This is a genomic window from Streptomyces virginiae (assembly GCF_040638905.1).
GTDB lineage: Bacteria > Actinomycetota > Actinomycetes > Streptomycetales > Streptomycetaceae > Streptomyces > Streptomyces virginiae_B.
In genome coordinates, this window is the sequence record NZ_JBEZYV010000021.1 from 81493 (window position 1) to 105691 (window position 24199).

Here is a 24199-nt window from a genome sequence, read left to right on the forward strand (position 1 = left end):
CGCAACCGCGAGGGCGATCGCGACGGCGACGGCAACCGTCGTGACCGTGACTGTGACCGTGATCCGCCGTGCCAGGAGCCGCCATCGTGGACCTCGACTCCGTGCTGACCCGCCGGCCGTTACCCGGCCTCGCACCGCCCCGCGACGACGCACCGCCCCCGAAGGGGTCCGGGCGCCTCCTCCACCGTGCCCGGACCGCCGCGGTCGGGGCCCTCCCCGGAACCGGTGCGGTCGCCGGCGTCCTCCTCGCCCTCGCCGCCGTCGGCGCGATGATCCGCGAACCGGTCCTCATACCGTCCCTGGCCGCGAGCGCCGCCGTCCTCCACCACACCCCCACCCTGCCCACGGCCCAGCCCCGGACCGTCGTCGTCGCCCACCTCCTCGGTGCCGCGGCCGGCTACGCGGTCCTCGCCGCAGCGCCGAGCAGCCCCTGGAGCGCGGCACTTGCGGGAGGGCTCACCTTCGCCGCCACGAGCCTCGCCCGGACCCCGCACTCGCCCGCCTGCGCCACCGCCGTGGTCGTCGTGCTGCAGACTCCGGCAGCCGCGCGGTTCGTCCCCCTGCTGCTCGGCGCCACGCTGATGCTCGTCCTCGGCGCTCTCGCCGCCTCCCGCCTGCACGGGGCAGCGCCGCGGTACCCCGTCCGCTGGTGGTAGCGGCAGAGCCGCATGCAACGGTGATTTGCCTCAGAGGCAAGCAGGTTTGCCAGAAGGGCAAGATTCTGGCTCAATCGGGGACATGAACACCGGTCCCGCCCCCGGCTCGGAAGACGCCGCCGACGAGCTGCCCGCCGTGGCGCCGCAGCTGCGCGAGCTGCGCCGCCGCGCCGGTCTCACCCTCGAGGCCGCCGCCGCCCGGGCCAGGCTCTCGCCCGCCCACCTGTCCCGGCTGGAGACCGGTCGGCGCCAGCCTTCGCTGCCGCTGCTACTGGGGCTCGCCCGCACCTACGGTACGACGGTCTCCGAGCTGCTCGGCGAGACCTCCGCCGTCGCCGATCCCATCGTACGGGCCGGCGGTCCGGGAGCCCGCGAGGCCGACGGCTGGACGTACTGGCAGGCGGGCGGCGCCGGGCGCGGGATGCAGGCGCTGCGCGTGCACGTCCCGCACGGCCGCGGTCCGGACGACCTGGTCCGCGTCCATCCCGGTGAGGAATGGCTGTACGTACTGGACGGGCGGCTGCGCCTGCACCTGGGCGAGGCCGAACACCTGTTGGAGCCGGGGGACAGCGCCCACTTCGACTCCCTCACCCCGCATCGGATCGGGGCGGCCTCCTCCGGCGGGGCCGACCTGCTGTTCGTCCACACCCTGCTCCAGAGCAGCCTCGCCGGGCTGTGCCTCGGCGGGGCCACGACCACCACGCACCACCGATAGGCGAGGAGCCCACCCATGACCCCCGTGCCCCCCGCGGACGAGCCCGTCGGCGTACGCGCGCGCTTCGAGGCCAAGTTTCCGCGCGGCCTGATCATCCGGCTGATCGCCTACCTCTTCGTGGGCCACCTCTTCGCCTTCTTCGTCTACCTCCTCTTCGTCCTGGGTGGCCAGAACCAGTAGCCGCCCCGGCCGCGCGAGTTCGGACCGCGCGGCTATGGAAAGGTGCGGGGGCGATGGCTACCCTCCGCGCATGATTCCCACGGTTGTCTGGGGTACCGGCAACGTCGGCCGTCTGGCCATCCGCGCCGTCGCGGCCCATCCCGCGCTGAAACTGTCCGCAGTCATCGTCCACGATCCAGCCAAGGTCGGCCGCGACGCGGGCGAACTCGGCGGGCTTGACCGCCTGTTGGGGGTCGAGGCCACCGACGACGCCGCAGCGGTACTGGCCGGCCGTCCCAGGGCCGTGGTGTACGCCGCGTCCGGTGACGTCCGGCCCGACGAGGCCCTCGCCGACATCACCCGTGCGATCCGGGCGGGCGCGGTCGTCGTCAGCCCGGCCCTCTACCCGCTGTACGACCACCGCAGCGCGCCGCCGGAGTTCCGCGACCCGGTGCTGGCGGCCGTGGCGGCGGGCGGCGGCTCGCTCTTCGCCTCCGGCGTCGACCCCGGCTGGGGCAACGACGTACTTCCCCTCCTGATCAGCGGACTCGGCACCACGATCGAGGCCATCCGCTGCCAGGAGATCTTCGACTACTCCACCTACGACCAGCCGGACTCCGTCCGCAACCTCGTCGGCATGGGCCACCCCATGGACTTCGAGCCGATGATGCTCATGCCCTCGATCCCGACGATGGTCTGGGGCGGCCAGATACGGATGATGGCCCGGGCGCTCGGCGTCGAACTCGACGAGATCCGTGAGACGTCGGAGCGCCGCGCCCTCGACACCACCGTGACCACCCGCAGCATGGGCGTGTTCGAGGCGGGCACCCAGGGCGCGATCCGCTTCGAGGTCCAGGGCATCGTCGCTGGCGAGCCGCGCATCGTCATCGAGCACGTCACCCGTATCCACGCTTCGTGCGCACCGGACTGGCCCGTGCCGCCGGACGGCGGCGCCGGCGCCCACCGCGTCGTCATCGAGGGCCGCCCCCGCATCGAGGTCACCGTCGAGGCCACCGACGAGGGCGAGAACCGCGCCGCGGGCGGCAACGCCACCGCCGTCGGCCGACTCGTCGGCGCCATCGACTGGCTCACCGAGGCGGAGCCCGGACTCTACGACGCCCTCGACGTCCCGCTGCGCCCCGCCACCGGCAGACTCGGAAGGAAACCGTCATGAGGATCGACATCCCCGAAGGCCAGCACCCGATCGAGTACGTGTGGGGCGACATGGTCCCCGGGATCGGCATGGCCGCCGCGAACTTCTCCCTGTCCGTGTACGCCCACACCACGCTGGGGCTGCGCGAGTTCGAGGCGGCCCGGCTGCGCGTCGCGCAGATCAACGGGTGCGTGTTCTGCCTGGACTGGCGCACCGAACGGGACGGGCAGAAGGTCGAGGAGGAGTTCGCCGACGCGGTCACCGAGTGGCGCACCACCGAGGCGTTCGACGAGCGCACCCGGCTGGCGGCGGAGTACGCCGAGCGGTACACCCTCGACCACCACGGGCTCGACGACGAGTTCTGGGACCGGATGACCGCGCGGTACAGCCAGCTGGAGATCGTGGAACTCACGATGAGCATCGGGTCCTGGCTCGCCTTCGGGCGGCTCAACCACGTGCTGGGCCTCGACAGCGTCTGCGTGCTGCCCGGGCACTGAGCCCGCGGGGCGCGGCGGAACGTGAAGAAGCGGAACGTGGAGCAGGGGCCGTTCGGCGCATCCGAACGGCCCCGGCCGCTGGGGGGAGGACGCGGCCCTACGAGAGGTCTGTGGCGATGATCTTCTCGATGTTGCGCTCGGCGAGCGCGGTGATGGTGACGAACGGGTTCACGCTGGCGTTTCCGGGGATCAGCGCGCCGTCGATCACGTACAGACCGGTGTAGCCGTGCAGACGGCCGTAGTTGTCGGTGGCCTTGCCGAGGACGGCGCCGCCGAGCGGATGGTAGGTGAGGGTGTCGTTCCAGATCTTGTTGCCGCCGAACAGGTCGGTCCGGTAGATCGTCCCCTCCTTCGAGTTGATCTTGTCGAAGATGGTCTTGGCCATGGTGATGGACGGCTGCTTCCAAGCCGTCTGCCAGCTCAGGTCGGCCTTGGCCGTCGCCGCGTTCCAGGTGAACTCGGCGCGGTTGGGGTTCTTCGTGATCGACAGGTAGAAGGAGGCGTAGGTCTCGATCCCGGTGGGCAGCGGGGCGACCTCGGCGAACGCGCCGCCGGCGTCCCAGTTGTCGATGCCGGAGCAGGGGATGGTCGACTGGAGCTTGCCGGTCGGGTCCCACATGTGGTTGGCGCGGCCGCACATGACGTTGCCGTTCTCGCCCCAGCCCTTGCCGACCTCGCCGTTGAGGTTCGGCAGTGCTCCGGTGGCCTTCAGCTTGACCAGGAGCTTGCTGGTGCCGACGCTGCCGGCCGCGAAGAACACCCGGTCGGCGGTCACGGTCTTGGTGGCCACGGTGTCGCCGGTGGTGTTGAGCTGGTCGATGGCGACCGTGTAGCCGCCGCCCGCGGCGGGGGAGACCGTGGTGACCTTGTGCAGCGGCGAGACGGTGACCCTGCCGGTCGCCCTGGCCCGCGCGAGGTAGGTCTGGACGAGGGACTTCTTGCCGGCGTTGTTGCCGTAGAGGATCTCGCCGGCCAGGGCGGACTTGGTGGCGGTGCCCGCGGCCTCCCGCTTCATGTAGTCCCAGTCGTACACGTCGGGCACGAAGGTCCAGGCGAAGCCGGACCGCTGGGCGTGCTTGCGGCCGACCCGGGAGAACTGGTAGCAGTCGGCGGTGTCGAACCAGGCAGGGTCGACCATCCCGACGCCCAGACCGGCGTTGGCCCTCGGGTAGTAGGTGTCGTACATCTCGTCGGCGTTCACCGACGGGAGGACGGCGGCGAAGTTCGCGCGCTTGGGCGTGACCGCCATGCCGCCGTTGACCAGCGAACCGCCGCCGACGCCGCGGCCCTGGTAGACCGTGATGCCGGCGAAGTCCTCGGCGTCCAGGATCCCCGTGTACCTGGGGACGTCCTTGTCGATCGGGAAGCCGAGGAAGTTGCTGAGCGGTGCCTTGGTCCGCGTGCGGAGCCAGAACGAGCGGTAGTCCGGACTGGTCACCTTCGGGAAGACCTTGCCGTCCGGTCCGGGAGTGTCCCAGTTCATGCCCATCTCGATCATCTGCACGTCCACTCCGGCCTGCGCCAGCCGCAGTGCCGCGACCGACCCGCCGTAGCCGGTGCCGATGACCAGGACCGGTACGCGGACGCCGTCACCGATCGGTCCCGGTGCGGCGGCGGCCGCCGCCGCCCGCGCCGCCGCGGGAGCGAGGTGACCGGCCAGGGCCACCGCCCCGATGACGGAACCTGTTCTACCTATGAATCCGCGGCGTGAAATGCCCTTGGAGCCTCTCTCAGGCAGGGTGTTGTCACCCATGTGACGTCCCTCACTCTCGATGGAATGGGAACGAGTTCTACTGCTGGGCGCGTGTGAAGTCACTACATACGTCTAGGTAACTTTCGGTCGATCAACGGCCCCCGGCGGCCGGTTCCCGGCCCGGCCGTCGCGGTGCCGACCGCCACTGGTGCCCACAGGCGCCACCGGCAGGCGGCAGGCCGCGGGTCCGTCGTACGCGCGCCGCGCTCACGAGTCCGACGGCGGCGACGGCCGTGCCCGCCACCAGATCGGCGATCGCGCTCCAGCACTGGTTCAGCCCGGCGTCGTACGGTCACCCTGCTCGCGGGGTTCGAGCGGCGGGGCCGACACCGCGCAGTACGTGTGGCACTGCGGGTGGCACGCCTTGGACACGGGGCTCCGTACGGTCGCCCAGGCCACGGCGGCACCGGCCAGGAACGCCCCGGTGCACCAGAGCATGGCCCGCCCGAACGCGGCGTCGAACTGGGTCGCCGAGCGGTACGACTCGGGCCCCATCCCGGACAGCAGCGGCAGCGCCGCCACCGCGAGCAGCCCGGCGACGCGCGCCGCCGCGTTGTTGATGCCGCTGGCCAGTCCCGCCCGGCCGGGGTCCACCGAGGCCAGCACGGTGGACGTCAGCGGGGCGACGAGGGCCACCAGGCCCATGCCCATCACGACCATCGCGGGCAGCACGTCCTCTACGTAGGAGGCCGGGGGCCCCACCCGCAGCATCAGCAGCGTCCCCACCGCGCACAGCACCGGCCCCACCGTGAGCGGGACGCGTGGTCCGATCCGCTCCCCCAGCTCACCCGAGCGCGCCGACAGCAGGAGCATCAGAAGGGTCGTCGGCAGCATCGCGGCCCCGGCGGCCAGCGCCGAGTAGCCGGACACCACCTGGAGCTGGAGCACGACGAGGAAGAAGAACCCTCCGATGGCCGCGTACACGCACAGGGTGACGAGGTTGACCGCGGTGAACAGCCGGGACGCGAAGATGTCCGGAGGCACCATCGGGTCGGTCCGCCGCCGCTCCGTGTACACGAAGGCGGCGCCCAGCAGGACCCCGAGCACCGCCGCGACGGTCACCGCCGCCGATCCGGACCGGGCCTCGATCAGCGCGTAGGTGACCAGCCCCAGAGCGCCCGCGCCGAGTGCCGCGCCGGCCACGTCGAACCGCCCGTGCGCCTGCGGGTCCCGGGATTCCGGTACGTGCCGCAGGGCGACCGGCACGCACACCGCGGCCAGCGGAACGTTCAGCAGGAAGACCCACCGCCAGCCGGGCCCGTCCACCAGCCAGCCGCCGAGGAACGGCCCCACCGCGGCACCCACCCCGCCGAACCCCGACCACAGGCCGATCGCACGCCCTCTGTCCTCGGCGCGGATCGACGCCTGGATCAGGGCCAGGGAGCCGGGCGCCAGCAGCGCCCCGCCGATGCCCTGCAGGGCCCGGGCGGCGATCAGCACCCCGGCGTTCGGCGCGATGCCGCACAGAAGCGAGCCGACGGCGAACCACACCACACCGAGCGTGAAGATCCGGCGCCGGCCGAAGCGGTCACTCAGTGAGCCGCCGACCAGGATCAGCCCGGCCAGGGTGAGCAGATAGGCGTTCACCGTCCACTGGAGCACCGCCAGATCGGCGTCGAGGTCCTCCCCGATGCGCGGCAGCGCCACGTTCACCACGGTCCCGTCCAGCATGGCCATGGTCGAGCCGAGCACCGTGGTGAGCAGGATCCACCGGCCGCGCGCCGAGGTGAGCGGGATGGCGGGCTCGGGCGGGGTGCCGGGCTCGGGCGGGGTGTCAGGCGGCTCGGGGGGCACGGTCATGCCTTCAGGCTGGCGCGCCCGGCGCGGAAGGGCCACCGGGGCGCCGCGCCGGTCCGTGCGGCCGAGGACGGCTCATAAGGCCCTCTTGTAATGAGCATGACGTCTACTTCAGCATGACCCGCGCACGTCACGCGCACCCTTCCCGCACATCCCGCACACGGCGTACGAGGAGACAACACGTGGCCCAACGCGACAAGCGGTCCTCACGAGCCCTACGGCCCACAAGGCCGGGCCGGCCCGCACGGTCCTTACGCACGGCGCTCGCCGCCCTCACCTCGGTCCTGCTGCTCCCGCTCGGCGCGGGCGTCGCCGCGGCCGCACCGGATCCCGGCCCCGGCGCGCCGAGCGCGGCCGAGCGCAAGATCGAACCCAAGCTCCGCGCCCAGCTCGACGGCTCGGCCAAGGCCGTCTTCTGGGTCTACCTCGACAGCGCCGCCGACCTCACCGCCGCGGGGAAGCAGCAGACCCGCGCCGCCAAGGCCGAAACCGTGCTGAGGACGAAGAAGGACCACGCCGCGCGCAGCCAGGCCGACGTCATCAAGGCCCTGGAAGGCGCCGGGGCCGAGTACACCTCGTACTGGATCGTGAACGCCGTGCGCGTCGTCGGCGGCGAGAAGCTCGCCGGAACCCTCGCCCAGCGCCCGGAGGTGGCCCGGATCGACGCCGACGACAAGGTCGACCTCCCCAAGCCCGCCGAGGGCAAGCGCGAGAAGGCCGTCGCCGACGCCGTCGAGTGGAACATCGACCGGATCAAGGCCCCGCAGGTGTGGGACCAGATCGGGGTCCGCGGCGAGGGCGTCGTCGTCGCCAACATCGACAGCGGCGTCGACTTCACGCACCCGGCCGTGGCCGACCGGTACCGCGGCAAGCACGCGGACGGCAGCTACTCCCACGCCTACAACTGGTTCGACCCGGCGGGCGTGTGCGCGGGCGCCGCACCGTGCGACAACAACGACCACGGCACCCACACCATGGGCACGATGGTCGGCGACGACGGCGGCGCCAACAAGATCGGCGTCGCCCCCGGCGCCCGGTGGATCGCCGCCAAGGGCTGCGAGTCCAACTCCTGCTCCGAGGCCTCCCTGCTCGCCTCCGGCCAGTGGATCGTCGCCCCGACCGACCTGAACGGGCAGAACCCGCGCCCCGACCTGGCCCCGCACATCGTCAACAACTCCTGGGGCGGCACGGGCGGCGACGCCTGGTACCAGCAGATCGTCGACACCTGGCGGGCCGCCGGCATCTTCCCGGCGTTCTCCAATGGCAACGCCGGACCGGGCTGCTCCACCAGCGGCTCACCGGGTGACTACGCCAGCTCCTACAGCTCCGGCGCCTTCGACATCAACAACGCGATCGCGTCCTTCTCCTCGCGCGGCGCCGGCCCCGGCGGCATCGTCAAGCCGAACATCTCCGCTCCGGGCGTGAACGTCCGCTCCTCCGTCCCCGGCGGCGCGTACGAGGCCTTCTCCGGCACCTCCATGGCCTCGCCGCACACCGCGGCCGCCGTGGCCCTGCTGTGGTCCGCCGCCCCGTCCCTCGAAGGCGACATCGCGCAGACCGAGTCCCTCCTGGACGGCACCGCCCTGGACACCGACAGCAGCCAGTGCGGTGGCAACGCCGCCGACAACAACGTCTTCGGCGAAGGCCGGCTCGACGTCCTCGCCGCCGTCAACGCCGCCCCGCGCGGTGCGATCGGCGCCCTCGGCGGCACCGTCCGCTCCGGCGGCCAGCCGCTCGCGGGCGTGAAGGTCACCGCCGACGGCCCGATCGACCGTACGACCACCACGGCGGCCGACGGCAGCTACACCTTCCCGGCCCTCTCGGTGGGCGAGTACACCCTGACCGCCGCCAAGTTCGGCTACGGGCAGCAGACAGCGACCGCCACCGTGACCGAGAACGCCACCGCAACCGGCGACTTCACCCTCACCCAAGCGGCCTCCGGCAAGGTCATCGGCACCGTCGCCTCGGCCTCCGGGCCGGCCGCGGGGGCCGCCGTCACCATCGCCGACACCCCGGTCACCGCGACCGCCGACGCACAGGGCCGCTTCGAGGCCACCCTGCCCCACGGCACCTACCGGGTGAACGCCACCCACGCCTCCCGCTGCCTCGGCGCCGGCACGGCGGAGGTCACCGTCGGCGGTGACACCACCGTCACCGTGAACCTGCCCGAGCGCACCGACGGCTACGGCTACGCCTGCGCCACCGCAGGCGACCGGCCGTACCCGGCGGGCAGCCGGCAGCTCGCGCTCACCGGCGACAACACCACCGAACGGGTCGACCTGCCCTTCCCGCTGCCGCTGTACGGCAAGACGTACGCCCAGGCCTGGATCGGCACGAACGGCACGGTCAGCTTCGGAGGAAACCACACCGGCGACATCAACGGGGACCTCCCCAGCACGGCCACGCCCAACGCCGCCCTCTACCCCTTCTGGGACGACCTGGTCGTCGGCGCGGCGGGCAGCGGCTCCGGCGTCTTCACCGCGGTCACCGGCACCGCCCCGCACCGCAGCTACGTGATCGAGTGGCGCGAGGTGGCCCACTGGTCGGCGCAGGCCGAGAAGTTCTCCTTCTCCGCGGCGATCGGCGAGGACGGCACCGTCACCTACTCCTACAAGGGCACCGGCGGCACCGGCATCAAGGGCGGCTCCACGGCCACGGTCGGCGTGGAGAACGCCACCGGAACCGACGCCTTCAAGTACTCCTTCAACACCCCGGTCATCACCGACGGCCTGTCCATCGCCTTCCGCACCACCAAGAGCGGCGTGGTGGCCGGCCGGGTGCTCGACGCCAACGACGGCAACGGCGTCGCCGGGGCCACGGTGACCGTCGGCACCGGCGACACCGCGGTGTCGGCGACCACGGCGGCGGACGGCGGGTACGTCGTCCAGAGCCCCTCCGGCTCGCGGACCGTCTCCCTCGCGGCGGCGCAGTACGAGCCCGCCACGGCCGCGGTGGACGTCAAGGCCGCCGACGTCACGACGGTGACGCGGTCCCTGCGCACCGGCAAGGTGACGGCGTCGCAGCCGGCTCTGGAGGTCGTGCTCCCGGCCGGCCAGCAACGGACCCGGACCCTGGACCTCACCAACCCGGGCCTCGGCACGGCGTTCACGGTGTCCGAGGACGCGGCCTGGCTGACGGCCACACCCGCCGGCGGCGACCTGCCGACGGGCGGGAAGGCCCCGGTCACCCTCTCGGTCGACACGACCGGACTGGCTCCCGGCACGGTCCTCACCGCCGACCTGAAGATTGCTTCCACGAGCGGCCGCACCCCGGTGCTCACCGTCCCGGTCAAGGTCGTCGTCCCGCGCTACCAGGTCGGCCTGGACGCGGGCTCCGGCTACGGCTCCACCGACGCCCTCGGCGACGCCTGGTCCCCGGACCGCAAGTACACGGCGGGCTCCTACGGGTACCAGGGCAACGGCACCGTCCAGTCCACCGGCCGCACCATCGCCGGCACGGACGAGCAGCGGCTCTTCCGCAACGCCCGTGAGGGCATGTACGAGTACCGCTTCGACAACGTGCCGAACGGCACCTACACGGTGGAACTCGGCTTCGCGGAGCTCTCCTCCACCAGGCCGAACAAGCGGGTCTTCGACGTCCTCGCCGAGGGCACGCAGGTCCTGCCCTCCCTCGACATCGCGCTGGAGGCGGGCACCTACAAGGCCCTGACCCGCACGTACACGGTCACGGTCACGGACGGGGTGCTCAACGTCCGCTTCGTGACGCACTCCGGATTCGGCAAACCCCTGCTGAACACCCTCCGGGTGACCGACCGCCCCGACAAGAGCTGACGCGGTGAGGGGCGGGGTGCCGACCGGCCCCGCCCCCTCCTTCCGGTCCGGGGTCCCGGGCCTTTCCGGCCCATTCGGGTGGCGGGACCGGCCGATTCGCACGACCTGCCACGGGTCGGTGGCCCGGGTCGTTAGCGTGAGCGACCATGACGCTCCTGAGCGACCAGGCAGACGCCGTCCGAGCCCTCGTGGAGTCCGCCGATCCCGGAGCGGTGTGGGCCGTCGGCGGACCCGACGGCCCACAGGCGTGTTCGGACGGCGCGGACGAGGTCTTCGACGTCGGCGGCCTCACCGCCGTCCTCGCCCTGTGGCCGGCGGTCGGGACCCTCGTCGACGAGGGCGCGCTGCGGCTGCACACCCCGCTGGCCGCGTACGGCGACGAGGCCGCGTCGGGCACCCCCGCCGGGACGACCGCCCACCACCTTCTCACCCGCCCCGGTGGCACGGCCGCTCTCACCCGCCTCGTCGAACACCTCGCCGGCAGCACCCTCGCCGAGGTTGCGGCCGCACGTGTCTGGAACCCGCTGGGCATGACCCGCACCCGCCTCGCCGACGGCACCCTCCGCGCGCCCCTCGCCGACCTCGCCCTCTTCCTGAGGCACCTCCTTCGTCCGAGTGCCCCGAGTGCCCCGAGTGCCCCGAGTGCCCCGACTGCCCCAAGGGCCGCGGGTGCCGCCAGTGCCGCGAGCGCCGCGAGTGCCCCGAGTGCCGCGAACGAGACGAACGACCCGGACCACGCGTCCGGCCCGCAGCCCCTCACCCGCGCCTGGACGGCCGAGTCCCTCCGCATCCGCACGGGCGAACTCACCCCCGCCCGCGGGCTCCTCTGGCACCCCGCCCCGCACGGCGTCTGGACCCACCACGCCCCGACCGACCCGGGCCCCGCCGTCTGGATCTCCCCCCGCCACCACCGGTGGGCGGTCCTCCTCCCGGCCGCCGCCGGCCCGCTGCGCACCACCTTCCGCGAGGCGGTCTTCGCCCCGCACGGACCGGCCCGGCGCAGCACGCCGAACGGGGTCCCCGGGGCGTAGGCCGTGTCGTGTCGATCGCCGCCGGATCAGGGAGCGCCGTCGGGCCCGCGCCTCGCCGCGTTGTCCTCGCTCGACGACGCTCCGCGCCGCCTCCCTCGTCCGCCCTGCGATCCCTCGCCTCGGCCCTGCGAGGCCGGGGAGGCCCCACGGCCCCCGACGCCGCTCCCTGATCCGGCCCGATTGACGACAAGACACGGCCTGGCCCTCGGGGCGCGCGCTCAGCGGACGGGACGTACGGTGATGCCGATGTCACCGACCGTTGTCGTCGTTCCCGCCGCGGAGGTACACGGATGCGTACGGTCCAAGGGGCCGCCCTCGACGGGCTCAAGGCCCGGGTACGGGCCCTCGCGGAACGGACCGGGCTCCCGGTGCGTTCCACGCGGGGCCAGGCCGGTTCGCACGCCGGACCGGCCGCCCGGCCGCGCCTTACGGAGCGGGCCGGCCGGTCACTGCGGGGCGGGGCGCCGCTCGCGGACCCCGCTCCGGCCGTGCCGCCGTTCGGCGCGCAGGACCCCGGCCGGCGGACACCGGTGAAGGAACCGCTCCGGCGGACGGCCGCCGCCGCGCCGACCGGCCCCGCCGCGGCCCTCGCGCCCGCCGGGACCCCCGCCGCCGCGGCCACCGTGTTCGCCTCCCTCGGCGCCCTGCTCACCGCCGCCGGCCGGCCGCGACCCCGCCGCCGGCCGGGCGAGGTCCGCGCCTCCGCCGCCACGCTCCGCGCCCTGCGCGCACGCCACGGGGACGCGCCCGCGCTCGTACGCACCCGGTCCGGCCAGACGGTCCTCGTCCTCCTCGACCCGCTGGACCTGCGCCGCTTCTACGCCGAACCCCTCAGCGTCCTCGCGGCCGACCCGCCCCAGAAGTGCCGGGGCCTGAGTACGCACGAGCCCGGCGGGAACGGCGACGCCCCCGACTGCGCCCGCGGTGAACAGCGCCCGGAACGGCGGCGGATGAGCGCCGACGTGCTGGCCGCGGGCCTGCCCGTCCACCCCGCCGCCGGCCCGATCCTCACGGTCGTCGCCGAGGAGGCCCGGCACCTGACCGCCACAGGCACCCTCGAACTCGCCCGCGCCCGGCACGCCGTGAACCGGGCCGCCCGGCGGATCGTCCTGGGCGATCCGGCCGCCGAGGACGACGAACTCGCCGGATGGCTCACCCAGCTGCGCGCCGAGGACGGGCGCCCGCGCGGCAGCCGGACACGCGCCGCACGGTCGGTGCACAGCAAGGCCCGCGCACGCATCGGGGAGTACGTCCGGCACGCGGGCGACGACACCCTCGCCGGCCGCGCCGTCCGCCACGCCGGCCCCGTCGACACCACCGATCCCGACGGCGCCGTCGACCCCGCCGACGAGGCCCGGCTGTGGCTCCTGGCGATGGACGCCGTGCCCGACACACTGCTGCGCACGCTGCTCCTGCTGGGCGCGCACCCCTGCGAACAGGACGCGGCCGCCGCCGAAGCGTCCGCCGAGGTCGCCGCCGGTCCGGCCCGGGGCGAACTGCCCAGGCTGCGGGCCTGCGTCCGCGAGTCGCTGCGCCTGTACCCGGTGGTGCCGGACCTGATCCGCGTCACCCGCGGCGAGACCGAATGGCGGGGAGTGCGCCACCCGGCCGGCACCGCCGTGCTCCTGCCCGCCGCGTTCCACCAGCGCGACCCCGAACGGGTCCCGGCCGCCCATGTCTTCGTACCGGGCCGGTGGAAGAACCCCGGCGCCGACCGGGACATCCGGATGGCACCCTTCAGCCACGGCGGCGGCCGCTGCCCCGGTGATCAGCTCGGGCTCATGATCACGGCCGCCTTCTGCGCCGAGGTGCTGCGCGGACACCGGATCACGGGCGCCCGGCCGGTCCTGGACCCGGTCGGACCGCTGCCCATGACGCTCGACCTGCACGGAGTCCGGCTCATCCTCACCCGCCGCTGACCGGGTCGTGGCGCCGGCGCCGCCACACCCGGACCACCTGCCCTGCCGTCCACCCTCAGATCCCTGCCGAACCCCCACGAGGAACCCATGTCCGACGCCGCGACCTCCGCGTCCACCGCCCCGGACGTCGACAAGCTCGATGCCCCGTGCCGCGCCCTTGCCGAGGCCGCCGACGCGGTCGGCGAGGCCGCCCGCTACGCCTCCGGCCTCGCCTTCGGTACCCGCCTGCCCGCGGCGGCGCTGGCCAGGGGAGGCCGCAGCAGGCGCGGTTGGCGCACCCTGCTGCGTACCCTCACCGACCCGGCGGGCCTCGGCTGGGCCGCGCGCGGCCGGGGCGCGGCCCGCGCCGGCCGCCTCGCGGGGGTCCTGGCCGGCCGGGAGAGCCTTGCCATCAGCATCGCCGTCTGCGGACTCAAGGCCAGGATCCGGGCCGCGAGCGCCGACCGCCCCGAACTCCTGGAGGACGCCGGCACCGCGGCGGTCCTGCGGGCCGTCGAAGCCGGCCGCCAGGCCGAGGCCGTCCGCCTGTTCCGTGCCATCATGCGCGAGAGGGGCGCCGAGCACGCCTTCTCCCTGCTGGCGCCTTCGTTCGCCGACATCCTCGCCTGGCACGCCCTGACCGACGCGAACCCCTTCAACGACCACGCCGGCTGGCAGGTCGCCACCGGCCGGGCCGAGACGGCCCGGCCGCTCCTCGGACTCGGCGCCGCCCTGTGGGCCCTCTGCGACCGCGGCTCCGGTCTGCCCGTACGGCCCCCGGCGGAGCCGGTCCCCGAACACGGGCCCGTCCGGCGCCGCGTCGCGGACCGGCCGCCCCGCACTCCCCGGCCGCTCAGGCCGGCAGCGCGGCCCCCGGGCGGGAGCCTGCGCGACCACGCCGCCGCGCTGCGCGCGCACGCGGTCCGGCTGCGCGGGGCCGCGGCCTGGTCACCGGGATGGAAGGGCGGGGAGACCGAAGCCCTGCGCGCCGAGGTCGAGAACCTCGCGGCCCGCTGCGCGACGGCCGCGGGCGGTCTCGCCCTCGCCTCCGCCCAACTGCGGGATCCGTGACGGCCGGCGAGTGAGGACGCGCTCTGGTGAAGCCGGCCGCCCGGCCGAGGGCGAACATGCCCACCAGCACCGCCGTGAGCAGCGCGATCAGCAGGGCCCCGGGCAGCAACACGGTGGACGCGGTCGCCTCGGACCGCGGGCGGTGCTCCGCGCCGTCCGTCGGGCGTGCTCGGACGATCGTGTCCTCCGGCACCGTGACGTCCACCCACCGGGCCGCGTACCGGGAGAACAGCGGCCCGGCGATGATCATGGTCGGGATCGCGACGACCACACCGAGCGCGAGGGACGCCCAGGTTCGCGTGGAGCGCGTCGATCGCGACGAGGGGCGCGGGGTGCGGCGGTATCAGCCCGTGCATCACGGACAGGCCGGCCGGCGCCGGGATGCCCATGCGCATGAGGGAGTAGTTCCCCCGCTCGGCCCCGAGCAGCACCACCGGGATCAGCAGGCGATGAGCACCATCGCCCGGGGCATGGCCCGGCCCCTGGCCCGTGCAAGGACGTTGTCCACGATCGACCGTGGCGCCGAGTCCGGCGTTGAAGCTCGCGACGGTCTTGGCCAGGGGCGCGCCCGCGAAGACGCCGAGGGCCGGCGAGCCGACCGTCAGGGCCGGGAAGGCGTGCAGTTTCAGGCGGGTGATGAGCAGGACGACGAGTGCGAGGGCGGCGAGGACGGCGATCCCGAGCTGGGTGTTGCCGGCCGAGGTGATCGGCGCGGTGGCGGATCACCGGATCACGATGACGTTCCCTCAGCTCTCCGCGGCGCAGAGCCGGCGCAGCGCGGCCAGGGCCCGTTCGGTGACTTCCTCCGGAGAGCCGGACACGTCGACCGCGACGCCGAACTCGTCGTCCTGGAGCGGCTCCAGCGTGGCGAACTGCGATGCCAGCAGGGTGGTGGGCATGAAGTGGCCCTTGCGCGCCGCCATCCGCTCCCCGATCAGCGTGCGTTCGCCGGTGAGGTGCACGAAGGCGGCCCGGGGGGCCGCGGCGCGCAGCCGGTCGCGGTAGGCGCGCTTGAGCGAGGACGCGGCGATCACCCCGCCGCACGTCCCGGCGCGGTTGCGGATCCACTCGCCCACGGCGTCCAGCCAGGGCCACCGGTCCGCGTCGTCCAGGGGGTGGCCGGCCGCCATCTTGGCGACATTGGCCGCAGGGTGGAAGGCGTCGCCCTCCGCGTAGGGAAGGCCGAGCCGTTCCGCGAGCAGCCGGCCCACGGTCGTCTTGCCCGTGCCGGCCACGCCCATCACCACAATGACGCGCTGCGTGCTCACGTCCACCTCGCCGTCCTCGTCGCCATCGGTTAGTGCTGCACCACTGAAGCGCATTAAGTAGTACGTATTCAAGCCTTGCGTCGAAAACGTCACATCTTTCGCCGGAGGGGGCGTCCCCGTACGCTTGCGCCATGACCACCGAAGGCGCCGAAAGCGGTTCAGGGCCGGGCCTGCACTCCCATGTGCTGGACACCATCGGCCTCGCGATCGCCGCGGGCGAGTACCCGCCCGGCAGCGTCCTGCGCACGGACGAGATCGCCGAACGCTTCGACGCCTCCCGCACCGTGGTGCGCGAGGTCGTCCGGGTCCTGGAGTCGATGCACCTGGTCGAGTCCCGCCGCCGGGTCGGCGTCACCGTGCGCCCGGCCGACGCGTGGAACGTCTACGACCCAAGGGTGATCCGCTGGCGGCTCGCCGGCCCCGACCGGCCCCGGCAGCTGCGCTCCCTCACCGTGCTGCGCTCCGCGATCGAACCGGTGGCGGCCGGGCTCGCCGCGACCCTGGCCACACCGCAGCACTGCGCCGACCTCACCGCGGCGGCCCTCGGCATGGTCCGCACCTCGCGCGGCCACCAGCTCGAGGACTACCTGCGGTACGACATCGCCTTCCACCGCGTCGTGCTGAACGCCTCCGGGAACGAGATGTTCGCCCGGCTCGGGGACGTCGTCGCGGAGGTCCTGACGGGGCGTACCGAACACGAGGTGATGTTCCACGACCCCGACCCCGCCGCCGTCACCCTGCACGTCCAGGTGGCCGAGGCGGTCCGCGAGGGCGACGCCGCCCGGGCCGAGGCACTGACCCGGCGGATCGCGGTGGGCGCGCTGGAGGAACTGGACGTCCTGCTCGCCCCGTAGGCGGCTGCGTCAGCCGCAGCCGGCCCGCCGCGCCGGCGACGCCGGGCAGGTTCCGGAACCACTGCGGCCTGCAGCACCGGGGCCCGTGGGGGCTTCGGGGATAATGTCCGCGAACGGCACAAGCAGTGGAGACGCCGGGTCACATGGTGGTCCGGCAGGAGAGGGAGCCCCGATGGACGTGCAGCACTTCGAGCGGATCACCGCATTCATCGAGGCGCGGCTCACCCCGCTGTTCGACGCGGGGACGGGGAGCGATCGAGGCTTCTCGATGGACGACACCTCGCGCGCCCTGCGCGCGCTGCGCAACTCCGTGTTGGAGGCCTCGGCCATCAAGGGCCTCATCGAGAAGCGGGAAGCCGCCGAGCCCGCCATGCGCCGCGTGATCGACCAGTCCGTCGAGCACAACTGGGACGTGCTGCGCGGCATCGCCCGCCAGTGGGAAGACCACACCGACTTCCGCCACGAGTTCAAGCACCACGCCTGGGAGCTCGACCACCACCACGCCGCCGCGGAGGCCTGATCGCGCCGGACGCCGTCGCACGGTGCTCCCCGCACCGTGCGACGCGGCGTCCCGCCCGGCGCCGGCCGCGGCCGGCGGACATCACGCCCCGGATTCCGCCGACTTGCGCGGGGTGGTCTGCTGGACCGCCCAGCCGTTCCCGTCCGGGTCCGAGAAGTAGACGAACGAGCCCCACGGCAGGTCCTGGATCTCCGTCACCTCGACCCCCCGGCCGCGCAGGTCCTCGTAGGCCTCCTCGATGTCGGTGACGACGACCTGCATGTTGTCGAGGGCTCCCGGGGTCAACCGGGTGAGGCCCCTGCCGATCGCGATCGAGCAGGCCGACCCCGGCGGGGTCAGCTGGACGAAGCGGATGTCCTCGCTGACGGTGACGTCGTGGTCGGCGTTGAAGCCGATCTTCTCGTAGAAGGCCTTGGCCCGGTCCACATCGGTAACGGGGACGGCGACGAGTTCCAGTTTGATGTCCATCACAGCATCATGCGCCCCGGACCGGTGCCGCGCCGCCGGATTCCATGCCGGCGGGCGTGTCCGCCGCGGCGAACTGCGTACGGTACAGCTCCTCGTACCGGCCGCCCGCGGCCAGCAGCTCGGTGTGCGTGCCCCGTTCCACGATCCGGCCGTCCTCGACCACGAGGATCAGGTCGGCCGCCTGCACGGTCGACAGACGGTGCGCGATGACCACGGCGGTCCGGCCCGCCAGGGCCTCGCCCAGGGCCTCCTGCACCGCCGCCTCCGACGTGGAGTCCAGGTGTGCGGTCGCCTCGTCGAGGACCACGACCCGCTGCCGTGCCAGTAGCAGCCGGGCGATCGTCAGCCGCTGCCGCTCCCCGCCCGACAGCCGGTAACCGCGCTCCCCGACCACCGTGTCCAGCCCGTCCGGCAGGGAGGCGACGAGGCCGTCCAGCCGGGACCTGCGCAGGGCCTCCCAGATGTCCTCCTCGGTGGCGTCCGGGCGGGCCAGCAGCAGGTTGGCCCGTACCGACTCGTGGAAGAGGTGTCCGTCCTGGGTGACCATGCCGAGCGTCTCGCGGATCGAATCGGCCGTCAGGTCCCGTACGTCGACCCCGCCGAGCCGGACCGTCCCCGCGTCCGCGTCGTACAGTCGCGGCAGCAGCTGCGCGATGGTGGACTTGCCGGCGCCGGACGAGCCCACCAGGGCCACCATCTGGCCGGGCTCGGCACGGAAGGACACCTCGTGCAGGACCTGCGTACCGCCCCGGGCGTCGAGGACGGCGACCTCCTCCAGCGACGCGAGGGAGACCTTGTCGGCGGCCGGGTAGCCGAAGGACACCCGGTCGAACTCGACGGCCACGGGCCCCTCCGGCACCGGGCGGGCTTCCGGCTTCTGCGTGATGAGGGGCTTCAGGTCGAGGATCTCGAAGACCCGCTCGAAGCTCACCATCGCGCTCATCACCTCGACGCGGGCCCCGGCGAGAGCGGTCAGCGGGGCGTACAGCCGGGTCAGGAGCAGGGCGAGCGCGACGACGGAACCGGCGTCCAGGGTCCCGCGCAGGGCGTAGTACCCGCCGAGTCCGTAGACGAGCGCGAGGGCCAGGGCCGAGACCAGGGTGAGGGCCGTGATGAACGCCGACTGGGCCATCGCCGTACGGATCCCGATGTCCCGTACCCGCGCCGCCCGGACCGCGAACTCCGCGGACTCGTCGGCGGGCCGGCCGAACAGCTTGACCAGCGTCGCGCCGGGCGCCGAGAACCGCTCGGTCATCTGCGTGCCCATCGCGGCGTTCAGCGCGGAGGCCTCCCGCTGCATCGCCGCCATCCGCGCCCCCATCCGGCGGGCCGGCAGCACGAACACGGGCAGCAGCACCAGTGCCAGCAGGGTGATCTGCCAGGAGATGCTCAGCATCACGGCGAGGGTCAGCAGGAGGGTCACGGTATTGGCGACCACGCCCGACAGGGTGTTGCTGAACGCCCGCTGGGCGCCGATGACGTCGTTGTTGAGGCGGCTGACGAGGGCGCCGGTCCGGGTCCGGGTGAAGAAGGCGACCGGCATCCGCTGCACGTGGTCGAAGACCGCCGTCCGCAGATCCAGGATCAGCCCCTCGCCGAGGGTGGCGGAGAGCCGGCGGGCCAGCAGCCCGAGCCCGGCCTCCGCGACCGCGATCAGCGCGATGAGCAGGGCGAGCCGCGTCACCGTGGCGCCGTCCCGGCCGTCCACGACGGCGGTGACTACCCGGCTGGCGAGCACCGGGGTGGCCACCGCCAGCAGGGCGGTCACCACGCTCAGCAGGAGGAAGAGAACGAGCCCGCGGCGGTGCGGGCGGGCGAACGCGGCCACGCGGCGCAGACCGGCCCGGGAGAGGGGGCGACGGTCCTGCTGGGCGTTGATCGCGCTGTGCAGCGAGGTCCAAGCGGTGACTTCCATGTCCATGACCCGAACGCTAGGACCTCAACCAAAGTAGAGGTCAAGGGTTCGGCTCCGGACCCCCCGACCGGGGGACCGCCGGGGGGTACAGGAGGAGCTGCCTCCGGCAACTTCGGTGGAAAGCAGGCGATTTCGAAGGCTCCTCCGTTGTCGGTACCCGGTGGCATCATCGGTTCATGACGCAGGGATCCGAGTCCGTCCGCTTCACCAAGGGCACCACCGACACCGTCCTGCACCACTTCGAACGCTGGGCGCGCGACACGCCCGAGGCCCCCGCCCTCATCGCCGGCTCGAAGAACCGGCTCCCGTACGGGGTGCTCGACGCCCGCGCCAACCGGCTGGCGCACCACCTGCTCGCCTGCGGCCTGCCGCCCGGCGGTCTCGTCGCCATCGGCACCAGCCGGCCCGCCGAACTCGTCGTCGGCATCCTCGCCGTCCTGAAGGCCGGCGGGGTCTATGCCGTCGTCGACGCCGAAACGCCCCGCACCGGCCGCCGACAACTCGCCGCCCTCCAGCCCTTGGCGCCCTTCGCGCTGCTCACCCACACGCCCCACCGGGCCGCCCTCGACACCGCCAGGGGCCTGCGCGCGATCCGGACCGACGAGGCCGCCACCGAGATCGCCGCCCGACCCGCCTACGCACCGGACCTCGCGGAGACGACCGGCGGAGCCGCAGCGCCGGCCGGCGCGGCCGTCCTGTTCACGGCGAGCGCCGAACCGCGCCCCGTACCCGTCGGCCACGCCCTGCTGCTCGCCGCCCACTCGGGCTGGACCGAGCTGGCCCGGCCGACCCCGCAGGACCGGCACCTCATCACCGCGCGGCCGGACGTCACCGCCTTCGCCGCCGGCTGGACCCGGGCCCTGTGCACGGGCGGTGGCCTCGTCCTGCCCCCGGGTCCCTCCTGGCCGTCCGGGAACCCGCAGCAGGTCCGCACAGCGGTCGACGTCCAGAAGGTCACCGTCCTGCACACGGATCCGGCCGGCATCGCCGCGCTGGTGGTCGACGGCCCCAGACCCACCGCCGCGGACCGCAGGACCGGCCCCCGGCCGCTGCGCTCGCTCCGGCTGGCCACCGTCAGCGGTGACCGCCTCCACCTCGACGAACTGGACGCCCTGCACATGCGGTTGCGCCCCGGCGTAAGGGTCCTCAACGTCTACGGGCTCACCGAGACGGCCGGAGTGGGTACCTGCTTCGAACTTCCGCAACTGCAGGCCCCCGTCGGCGAACCGGAACGCCTCTCACTGCTGGGCACCCCCTTCGCGGGATGCCAGGTCCACCTGCGGGGCGGGGAGATACGCCTCACCCCGCCCGGCGGCGGTGACGCGATACCCACCGGCGACCTCGGCGTCCTGCGTCCCGACGGCCTGCTGGAGTTCGCCGGCCGGATCCGCGACCGGATCCCCCTCCACGGAGGCTCCTTCGACCCCCATGCCGTCGAGGCGGCGATCCGCACCCACCCGGGCATCGGCGCGGCCATCGTCGCCGGCGTCGACAAGGACGGGGAGCGGCGGCTCGTCGCCTACGTGACCCCGCCGCCCGGCGACCCGGCCTGGGACGCCTCAGCGCCGCTGCCCGACATCCACGGGCTGCGCAACCACCTCTCGGGCGTCGTCCTCAAGGAGGTGTCCCCGACCGTCCTCATCCGGCTCCGGGCCCTGCCGCGCAACCGGGCCGGCCAGGAGGACCGCTCGGCCCTGCCGCTGCCCACCCAGCCCGTCTCCGAACGGCCCGCCGTCCACGGGAGCAAGTACGGCCGGGCATCCGCCACCGTCGCAGATTCCGACGGCGGCCGTCTCGTCGGCGCAGGGTGCCTGACGCTCGTCGTCGCCTTCCTCACCCTGCTGTTCACCCCCGTCGTGTGGCCCGGTTCCACCGACCTCACCGCGGTGCCCTACCCGTGGGCGGCGCTGTTCTTCCTCCTCTACGTGGCGGAGAGCCTGGCCTTCGGCGCGGGCCTCGCCTTCCTGTTCACCGGGTACCGCCTGATCGAACGCCGCGAACGCGGCAGGCCCCCGGGCCGCATCCGGGCCGTCCACCTCGCGGCGAGCTACCTGCTGCTGGCCTGGTGGCCCCAGGACAATGCCTACCGGCTGGCGGCCAAACAGGACTGGCCCCTCCAGGCCCTCCTCGTCTACGCCTTCAACATCCCCCTGATGATCGCCGGCCTCGTCCTGGTCGTCCACGTGGCCCGCAAGCCGGACTCGCCCTTCGACTTCGAGGACAAGGACTGACCTCCACCGGGCCGTCAGTGCCGTCCCCCGGCCCGCCGAACGGGACCCGGGGGTCGGTCGGCCGGCTCGAAGAGGTCGAACATCGCGCCGACGGCCGCCGCCTCGGAGCGGACCAGCGCCTCCGCCGCGTCCAGCGTCTCCAGGCTGCGCGCGGCCACCAGCACACCCAGCCAGGGCGCCGGATCGAAGGCGCCCGTCGGGATCGCGGGGACGAACACCGCCCCCAGTTCCGCGCACCCGCGGGCCAGGTCCGCGCACAGTTCGTCCAGCTGCGCCTCGGGCAGCCGGGCTCCGAGCTCCACCCGGTCGGCGATCCGTACGAGGTGCCCCGCGCCCCTCAGCGCGTCGAGCCGGGCCGCCACCATGAAGGCGATCGACGGCCCGGTCAGCCGCAGGTTCGTCTCGGTCGGCGCGAGCCGCCCCTCGGCGTCCACCACGAAGTCCACGTCGAACCAGCCCCGGTAGCCGGACGCCGCCAGCTCCCGCCCCACCGCCGCACCGAAGGCGAGCAGCGGCTTGCAAGCCCACTCCGGCACGGCGCCCGGGCCCACCGTGGCTCCGCGATAGGCACCCGCCGTCACGTCCATCAGCGCAGCGCCGACCTCGTGGACCCGGCCGGCCGGGTCCACGAAACCGTCGTACGTCAGGTCGCGGGCCGCGCCCGGATCCGCCGGCCCTTCGACGAACTCCTCCACCAGCAGCGGTCCGCGCGGCAGCCGCCGCAGTACGGCGCGGGCGCCGCCCGCGGCCCGGACCTGCCCGGCGCTGACCACGGTCGTGCCCGAACCCCCGACACCGTGCTCCGATTTCAAGACGGTGCTCTCGCCGGCCCGCGCCCGTGCGGCCAGCACCCGGGCCGCCGCCCACCGGCCGGCGGCCCGTACCTGTGCGGGGAGCACGATCCCGGGATGCCCGCCCTCCGCCAGGATCCGCTCGAACAGCTTGTGCGCCGCGGCCTTCGACTCGTAGCGCAACTCCCCGGACCGCCACGGCCGCCCCGCGAGCAGCCCGAACGGCCGGGTGAGCCCCCACGGTACGAGCGGCTCCCCGGCCCCGGCCAGCCGCGCGGCCAGCGCCGGCCGGGCCCGTACCGCCTCGACGAGGCCGGACCCGCCATCCACCAGGCCGTCGTACACCTCGACCCCGGTCCAGCCGAGCTGCCGGCAGACGAGCTCGGTCCAGCCGGCGGGCACCGCCCGGGGCAGCACGAGAGCGGACGGGTAGGGGCTGTAGAAGGCGGCCAGGCAGGAGTAGTGGTGCGCGGCCGACTGCCCGAAATCCAGGGAGGAGTCGCCGAACTGCGCGTTGAACTCGGCGACGTTGCCGACGTGCACGGCCCGCCCGCCACCGGTCCAGGCCCGTGCCCAGCCGGCGAGCGGGGCCGGGGCCGCCTCGAACCGCACCAGGGTCCCGGCCTGCGCCATGGGCCCCTTCGCCGCGGTCGGCGGGGTCATTGCGGTCGGCGTGGTCGCCGCGGGCGGCGCGGCGACCGCGCCCATCGCCCGGTAGAAGCCGGCCGCATGCGGATCAGAGTCGATGACCAGCCGGCGCACCCCCTGCTCCACGGCCCGGCGCAGCACATCCCGGTACAGGATCCGCCCCACGCCCTGCCCGATGGCGGAGGGCTCCACGAAGAGCAGCCCGAGCGTCGCCAGCGGGGCGCCCCCCTCCAGGGAGGCGAGCCCGAGGACTCCCCCCTCCGGGTCCTCGGCCACCACGATCCGGCGTGTCGTCACCTCGTCCGGCCGGATCCGCAGTTCCGGAGCGCACGCGGCCAGGAAGCCGGCGTCGTATCCCCAGTGCGCCTTGGACCGCATCACCAGCCCGGTCAGGGCCTCCGCCTCGGCCGCCCGCGCGGCCCTGACCTTTACCATTCGCTGACCTCCCCATGGTCTGCCGGAAGGCCGTGCGATAGATTCGGCCTCCCCACGACACATATTTTCCCACCACCGGAGACAGGCTTCTCAATGAGCGACATCATCAACGGACTTGGCCGCACCAGTGCCTACGGCGCCCTGGGCCTGGTCCTGCTGATCCTCGGCATCGTCCTCGTGGACGTGCTGACGCCCGGGAAGCTCCCGAAGCAGATCTGGGAGGAGCGCAACCGCAACGCGGCCCTCTTCCTCAGCTCCGCGCTCCTCGGGATCGGCGGCATCGTCTTCACCTCGATCTGGACCACCTACGACGACTTCGGCAAGGGCCTGGCGTCGACGGCGGCCTTCGGCCTCCTCGGCCTGGTCCTGATGGCGGTGGCCTTCCTGGTGCTCGACGTGGTGACCCCCGGCAAGCTCGGCGCCATCGTCGTCGACCCGGAGCCCCACCCGGCGGTCTGGGTCTCCGCCGCCTGCAACCTCGCCGTCGCCGCGATCGTCGCCGCATCGATCGCCTGACGCGGGAGCACCCGTACGCGTGGAGAGCGCCG

20 protein-coding genes and 1 pseudogene are annotated in these 24199 nt (G+C 73.7%); 13 read left to right on the forward strand and 8 right to left on the reverse strand.

All coding sequences use genetic code 11. From position 1 onward, the window contains the following. Positions 1 to 86: 86 nt before the first annotated feature. The 5 genes from AB0F82_RS25600 to AB0F82_RS25620 all read left to right on the forward strand — a co-directional run bounded on the left by AB0F82_RS25600 (position 87) and on the right by AB0F82_RS25620 (position 3180). Positions 87 to 656, forward strand: a complete 570-nt coding sequence (locus tag AB0F82_RS25600) for an HPP family protein (RefSeq protein WP_362631589.1) — start codon at positions 87 to 89, stop codon at positions 654 to 656. 82 nt (positions 657 to 738) lie between these two features. After that, a complete protein-coding gene (locus AB0F82_RS25605) occupies positions 739 to 1371 on the forward strand; it encodes a helix-turn-helix domain-containing protein (RefSeq protein ID WP_362631591.1) in 633 nt (210 codons plus the stop codon). 15 nt (positions 1372 to 1386) lie between these two features. Next, positions 1387 to 1551: a DUF6126 family protein gene (locus AB0F82_RS25610; RefSeq protein WP_167751146.1), complete on the forward strand. Its 165-nt coding sequence runs from the start codon at positions 1387 to 1389 to the stop codon at positions 1549 to 1551. A 70-nt stretch (positions 1552 to 1621) separates the two neighbouring features. Further along, on the forward strand, positions 1622 to 2704 hold the full coding sequence (locus AB0F82_RS25615) for an NAD(P)H-dependent amine dehydrogenase family protein (protein WP_362631594.1): 1083 nt from the start codon (positions 1622 to 1624) through the stop codon (positions 2702 to 2704). Continuing rightward, the gene (locus tag AB0F82_RS25620) at positions 2701 to 3180 is read left to right on the forward strand and encodes a carboxymuconolactone decarboxylase family protein (RefSeq protein WP_356815503.1); all 480 of its coding nucleotides are present in this window, start codon (positions 2701 to 2703) and stop codon (positions 3178 to 3180) included. The genes AB0F82_RS25615 and AB0F82_RS25620 overlap by 4 nt, the downstream gene beginning before the upstream one ends. A 97-nt stretch (positions 3181 to 3277) precedes the next feature. Here the strand turns inward: AB0F82_RS25620 and AB0F82_RS25625 are convergent, their stop codons facing one another. The 3 genes from AB0F82_RS25625 to AB0F82_RS25635 form a co-directional block, all read right to left on the reverse strand. Further along, entirely contained in the window at positions 3278 to 4933 is a 1656-nt protein-coding gene (locus AB0F82_RS25625) for a GMC oxidoreductase (RefSeq protein WP_362631597.1), read from the reverse strand. Positions 4934 to 5024: 91 nt separating this feature from the next. After that, on the reverse strand, positions 5025 to 5210 hold the full coding sequence (locus AB0F82_RS25630) for a DUF6629 family protein (protein ID WP_362631654.1): 186 nt from the start codon (positions 5208 to 5210) through the stop codon (positions 5025 to 5027). Continuing rightward, complete coding sequence (locus AB0F82_RS25635) at positions 5207 to 6733, reverse strand: MFS transporter (RefSeq protein WP_362631599.1); 1527 nt, start codon at positions 6731 to 6733, stop codon at positions 5207 to 5209. Before AB0F82_RS25635 ends, AB0F82_RS25630 begins: the two co-directional genes overlap by 4 nt. A gap of 179 nt (positions 6734 to 6912) precedes the next feature. Between AB0F82_RS25635 and AB0F82_RS25640 the strand changes: the two genes are divergently transcribed. The 4 genes from AB0F82_RS25640 to AB0F82_RS25655 all read left to right on the forward strand — a co-directional run bounded on the left by AB0F82_RS25640 (position 6913) and on the right by AB0F82_RS25655 (position 14521). After that, on the forward strand, positions 6913 to 10521 hold the full coding sequence (locus AB0F82_RS25640; protein WP_362631601.1) for a S8 family serine peptidase: 3609 nt from the start codon (positions 6913 to 6915) through the stop codon (positions 10519 to 10521). A gap of 146 nt (positions 10522 to 10667) precedes the next feature. After that, complete coding sequence (locus tag AB0F82_RS25645) at positions 10668 to 11552, forward strand: hypothetical protein (RefSeq protein WP_362631604.1); 885 nt, start codon at positions 10668 to 10670, stop codon at positions 11550 to 11552. A 290-nt stretch (positions 11553 to 11842) separates the two neighbouring features. Next, positions 11843 to 13471 carry a cytochrome P450 gene (locus AB0F82_RS25650; protein ID WP_362631606.1) on the forward strand — a complete coding sequence of 543 codons (1629 nt, stop codon included), beginning with the start codon at positions 11843 to 11845 and terminating at the stop codon, positions 13469 to 13471. Between the two features lie 87 nt (positions 13472 to 13558). Next, the gene (locus AB0F82_RS25655) at positions 13559 to 14521 is read left to right on the forward strand and encodes a hypothetical protein (protein ID WP_362631608.1); all 963 of its coding nucleotides are present in this window, start codon (positions 13559 to 13561) and stop codon (positions 14519 to 14521) included. Positions 14522 to 14537: 16 nt separating this feature from the next. Here AB0F82_RS25655 and AB0F82_RS25660 read toward each other — a convergent pair. Continuing rightward, positions 14538 to 15228, reverse strand: a pseudogene (locus AB0F82_RS25660) (gluconate transporter); the annotation flags it as partial. 39 nt (positions 15229 to 15267) lie between these two features. Then, the gene (locus AB0F82_RS25665; protein ID WP_362631610.1) at positions 15268 to 15789 is read right to left on the reverse strand and encodes a gluconokinase; all 522 of its coding nucleotides are present in this window, start codon (positions 15787 to 15789) and stop codon (positions 15268 to 15270) included. 131 nt (positions 15790 to 15920) lie between these two features. Between AB0F82_RS25665 and AB0F82_RS25670 the strand changes: the two genes are divergently transcribed. Together AB0F82_RS25670 and AB0F82_RS25675 are read left to right on the forward strand one after the other, a co-directional pair. After that, positions 15921 to 16643: a FadR/GntR family transcriptional regulator gene (locus AB0F82_RS25670; RefSeq protein WP_356816026.1), complete on the forward strand. Its 723-nt coding sequence runs from the start codon at positions 15921 to 15923 to the stop codon at positions 16641 to 16643. A gap of 172 nt (positions 16644 to 16815) precedes the next feature. Beyond that, a complete protein-coding gene (locus AB0F82_RS25675; RefSeq protein ID WP_362631612.1) occupies positions 16816 to 17163 on the forward strand; it encodes a hypothetical protein in 348 nt (115 codons plus the stop codon). Between the two features lie 81 nt (positions 17164 to 17244). On the opposite strand, the gene AB0F82_RS25680 is transcribed toward AB0F82_RS25675, so the two are convergent. Together AB0F82_RS25680 and AB0F82_RS25685 are read right to left on the reverse strand one after the other, a co-directional pair. Further along, positions 17245 to 17631, reverse strand: coding sequence for a VOC family protein (locus AB0F82_RS25680; RefSeq protein WP_362631614.1), 387 nt, complete (start codon positions 17629 to 17631; stop codon positions 17245 to 17247). A gap of 7 nt (positions 17632 to 17638) precedes the next feature. Beyond that, positions 17639 to 19552 (reverse strand): ABC transporter ATP-binding protein, encoded by a 1914-nt coding sequence (locus tag AB0F82_RS25685; protein WP_362631616.1) that lies wholly within the window; start codon positions 19550 to 19552, stop codon positions 17639 to 17641. Positions 19553 to 19722: 170 nt separating this feature from the next. Between AB0F82_RS25685 and AB0F82_RS25690 the strand changes: the two genes are divergently transcribed. After that, positions 19723 to 21777, forward strand: coding sequence for an AMP-binding protein (locus AB0F82_RS25690; RefSeq protein ID WP_362631618.1), 2055 nt, complete (start codon positions 19723 to 19725; stop codon positions 21775 to 21777). 14 nt (positions 21778 to 21791) lie between these two features. Here the strand turns inward: AB0F82_RS25690 and AB0F82_RS25695 are convergent, their stop codons facing one another. Next, positions 21792 to 23651 (reverse strand): GNAT family N-acetyltransferase, encoded by a 1860-nt coding sequence (locus AB0F82_RS25695; RefSeq protein ID WP_362631620.1) that lies wholly within the window; start codon positions 23649 to 23651, stop codon positions 21792 to 21794. A gap of 93 nt (positions 23652 to 23744) precedes the next feature. Between AB0F82_RS25695 and AB0F82_RS25700 the strand changes: the two genes are divergently transcribed. Then, complete coding sequence (locus AB0F82_RS25700) at positions 23745 to 24167, forward strand: DUF350 domain-containing protein (protein ID WP_356815906.1); 423 nt, start codon at positions 23745 to 23747, stop codon at positions 24165 to 24167. The last annotated feature ends 32 nt before the right edge of the window (positions 24168 to 24199 follow it).

Bases quoted from the DNA above. Each gene is read 5' to 3' on its own strand.
- AB0F82_RS25605 (WP_362631591.1), top strand. From the start codon at position 739: ATGAACACCGGTCCCGCCCCCGGCTCGGAAGACGCCGCCGACGAGCTG.
- AB0F82_RS25610 (WP_167751146.1), top strand. From the start codon at position 1,387: ATGACCCCCGTGCCCCCCGCGGACGAGCCCGTCGGCGTACGCGCGCGC.
- AB0F82_RS25615 (WP_362631594.1), top strand. From the start codon at position 1,622: ATGATTCCCACGGTTGTCTGGGGTACCGGCAACGTCGGCCGTCTGGCC.
- AB0F82_RS25620 (WP_356815503.1), top strand. From the start codon at position 2,701: ATGAGGATCGACATCCCCGAAGGCCAGCACCCGATCGAGTACGTGTGG.
- AB0F82_RS25625 (WP_362631597.1), bottom strand. From the start codon at position 4,933: ATGGGTGACAACACCCTGCCTGAGAGAGGCTCCAAGGGCATTTCACGC.
- AB0F82_RS25635 (WP_362631599.1), bottom strand. From the start codon at position 6,733: ATGACCGTGCCCCCCGAGCCGCCTGACACCCCGCCCGAGCCCGGCACC.
- AB0F82_RS25645 (WP_362631604.1), top strand. From the start codon at position 10,668: ATGACGCTCCTGAGCGACCAGGCAGACGCCGTCCGAGCCCTCGTGGAG.
- AB0F82_RS25650 (WP_362631606.1), top strand. From the start codon at position 11,843: ATGCGTACGGTCCAAGGGGCCGCCCTCGACGGGCTCAAGGCCCGGGTA.
- AB0F82_RS25655 (WP_362631608.1), top strand. From the start codon at position 13,559: ATGTCCGACGCCGCGACCTCCGCGTCCACCGCCCCGGACGTCGACAAG.
- AB0F82_RS25670 (WP_356816026.1), top strand. From the start codon at position 15,921: ATGACCACCGAAGGCGCCGAAAGCGGTTCAGGGCCGGGCCTGCACTCC.
- AB0F82_RS25675 (WP_362631612.1), top strand. From the start codon at position 16,816: ATGGACGTGCAGCACTTCGAGCGGATCACCGCATTCATCGAGGCGCGG.
- AB0F82_RS25680 (WP_362631614.1), bottom strand. From the start codon at position 17,631: ATGGACATCAAACTGGAACTCGTCGCCGTCCCCGTTACCGATGTGGAC.
- AB0F82_RS25685 (WP_362631616.1), bottom strand. From the start codon at position 19,552: ATGGACATGGAAGTCACCGCTTGGACCTCGCTGCACAGCGCGATCAAC.
- AB0F82_RS25690 (WP_362631618.1), top strand. From the start codon at position 19,723: ATGACGCAGGGATCCGAGTCCGTCCGCTTCACCAAGGGCACCACCGAC.
- AB0F82_RS25695 (WP_362631620.1), bottom strand. From the start codon at position 23,651: ATGGTAAAGGTCAGGGCCGCGCGGGCGGCCGAGGCGGAGGCCCTGACC.
- AB0F82_RS25700 (WP_356815906.1), top strand. From the start codon at position 23,745: ATGAGCGACATCATCAACGGACTTGGCCGCACCAGTGCCTACGGCGCC.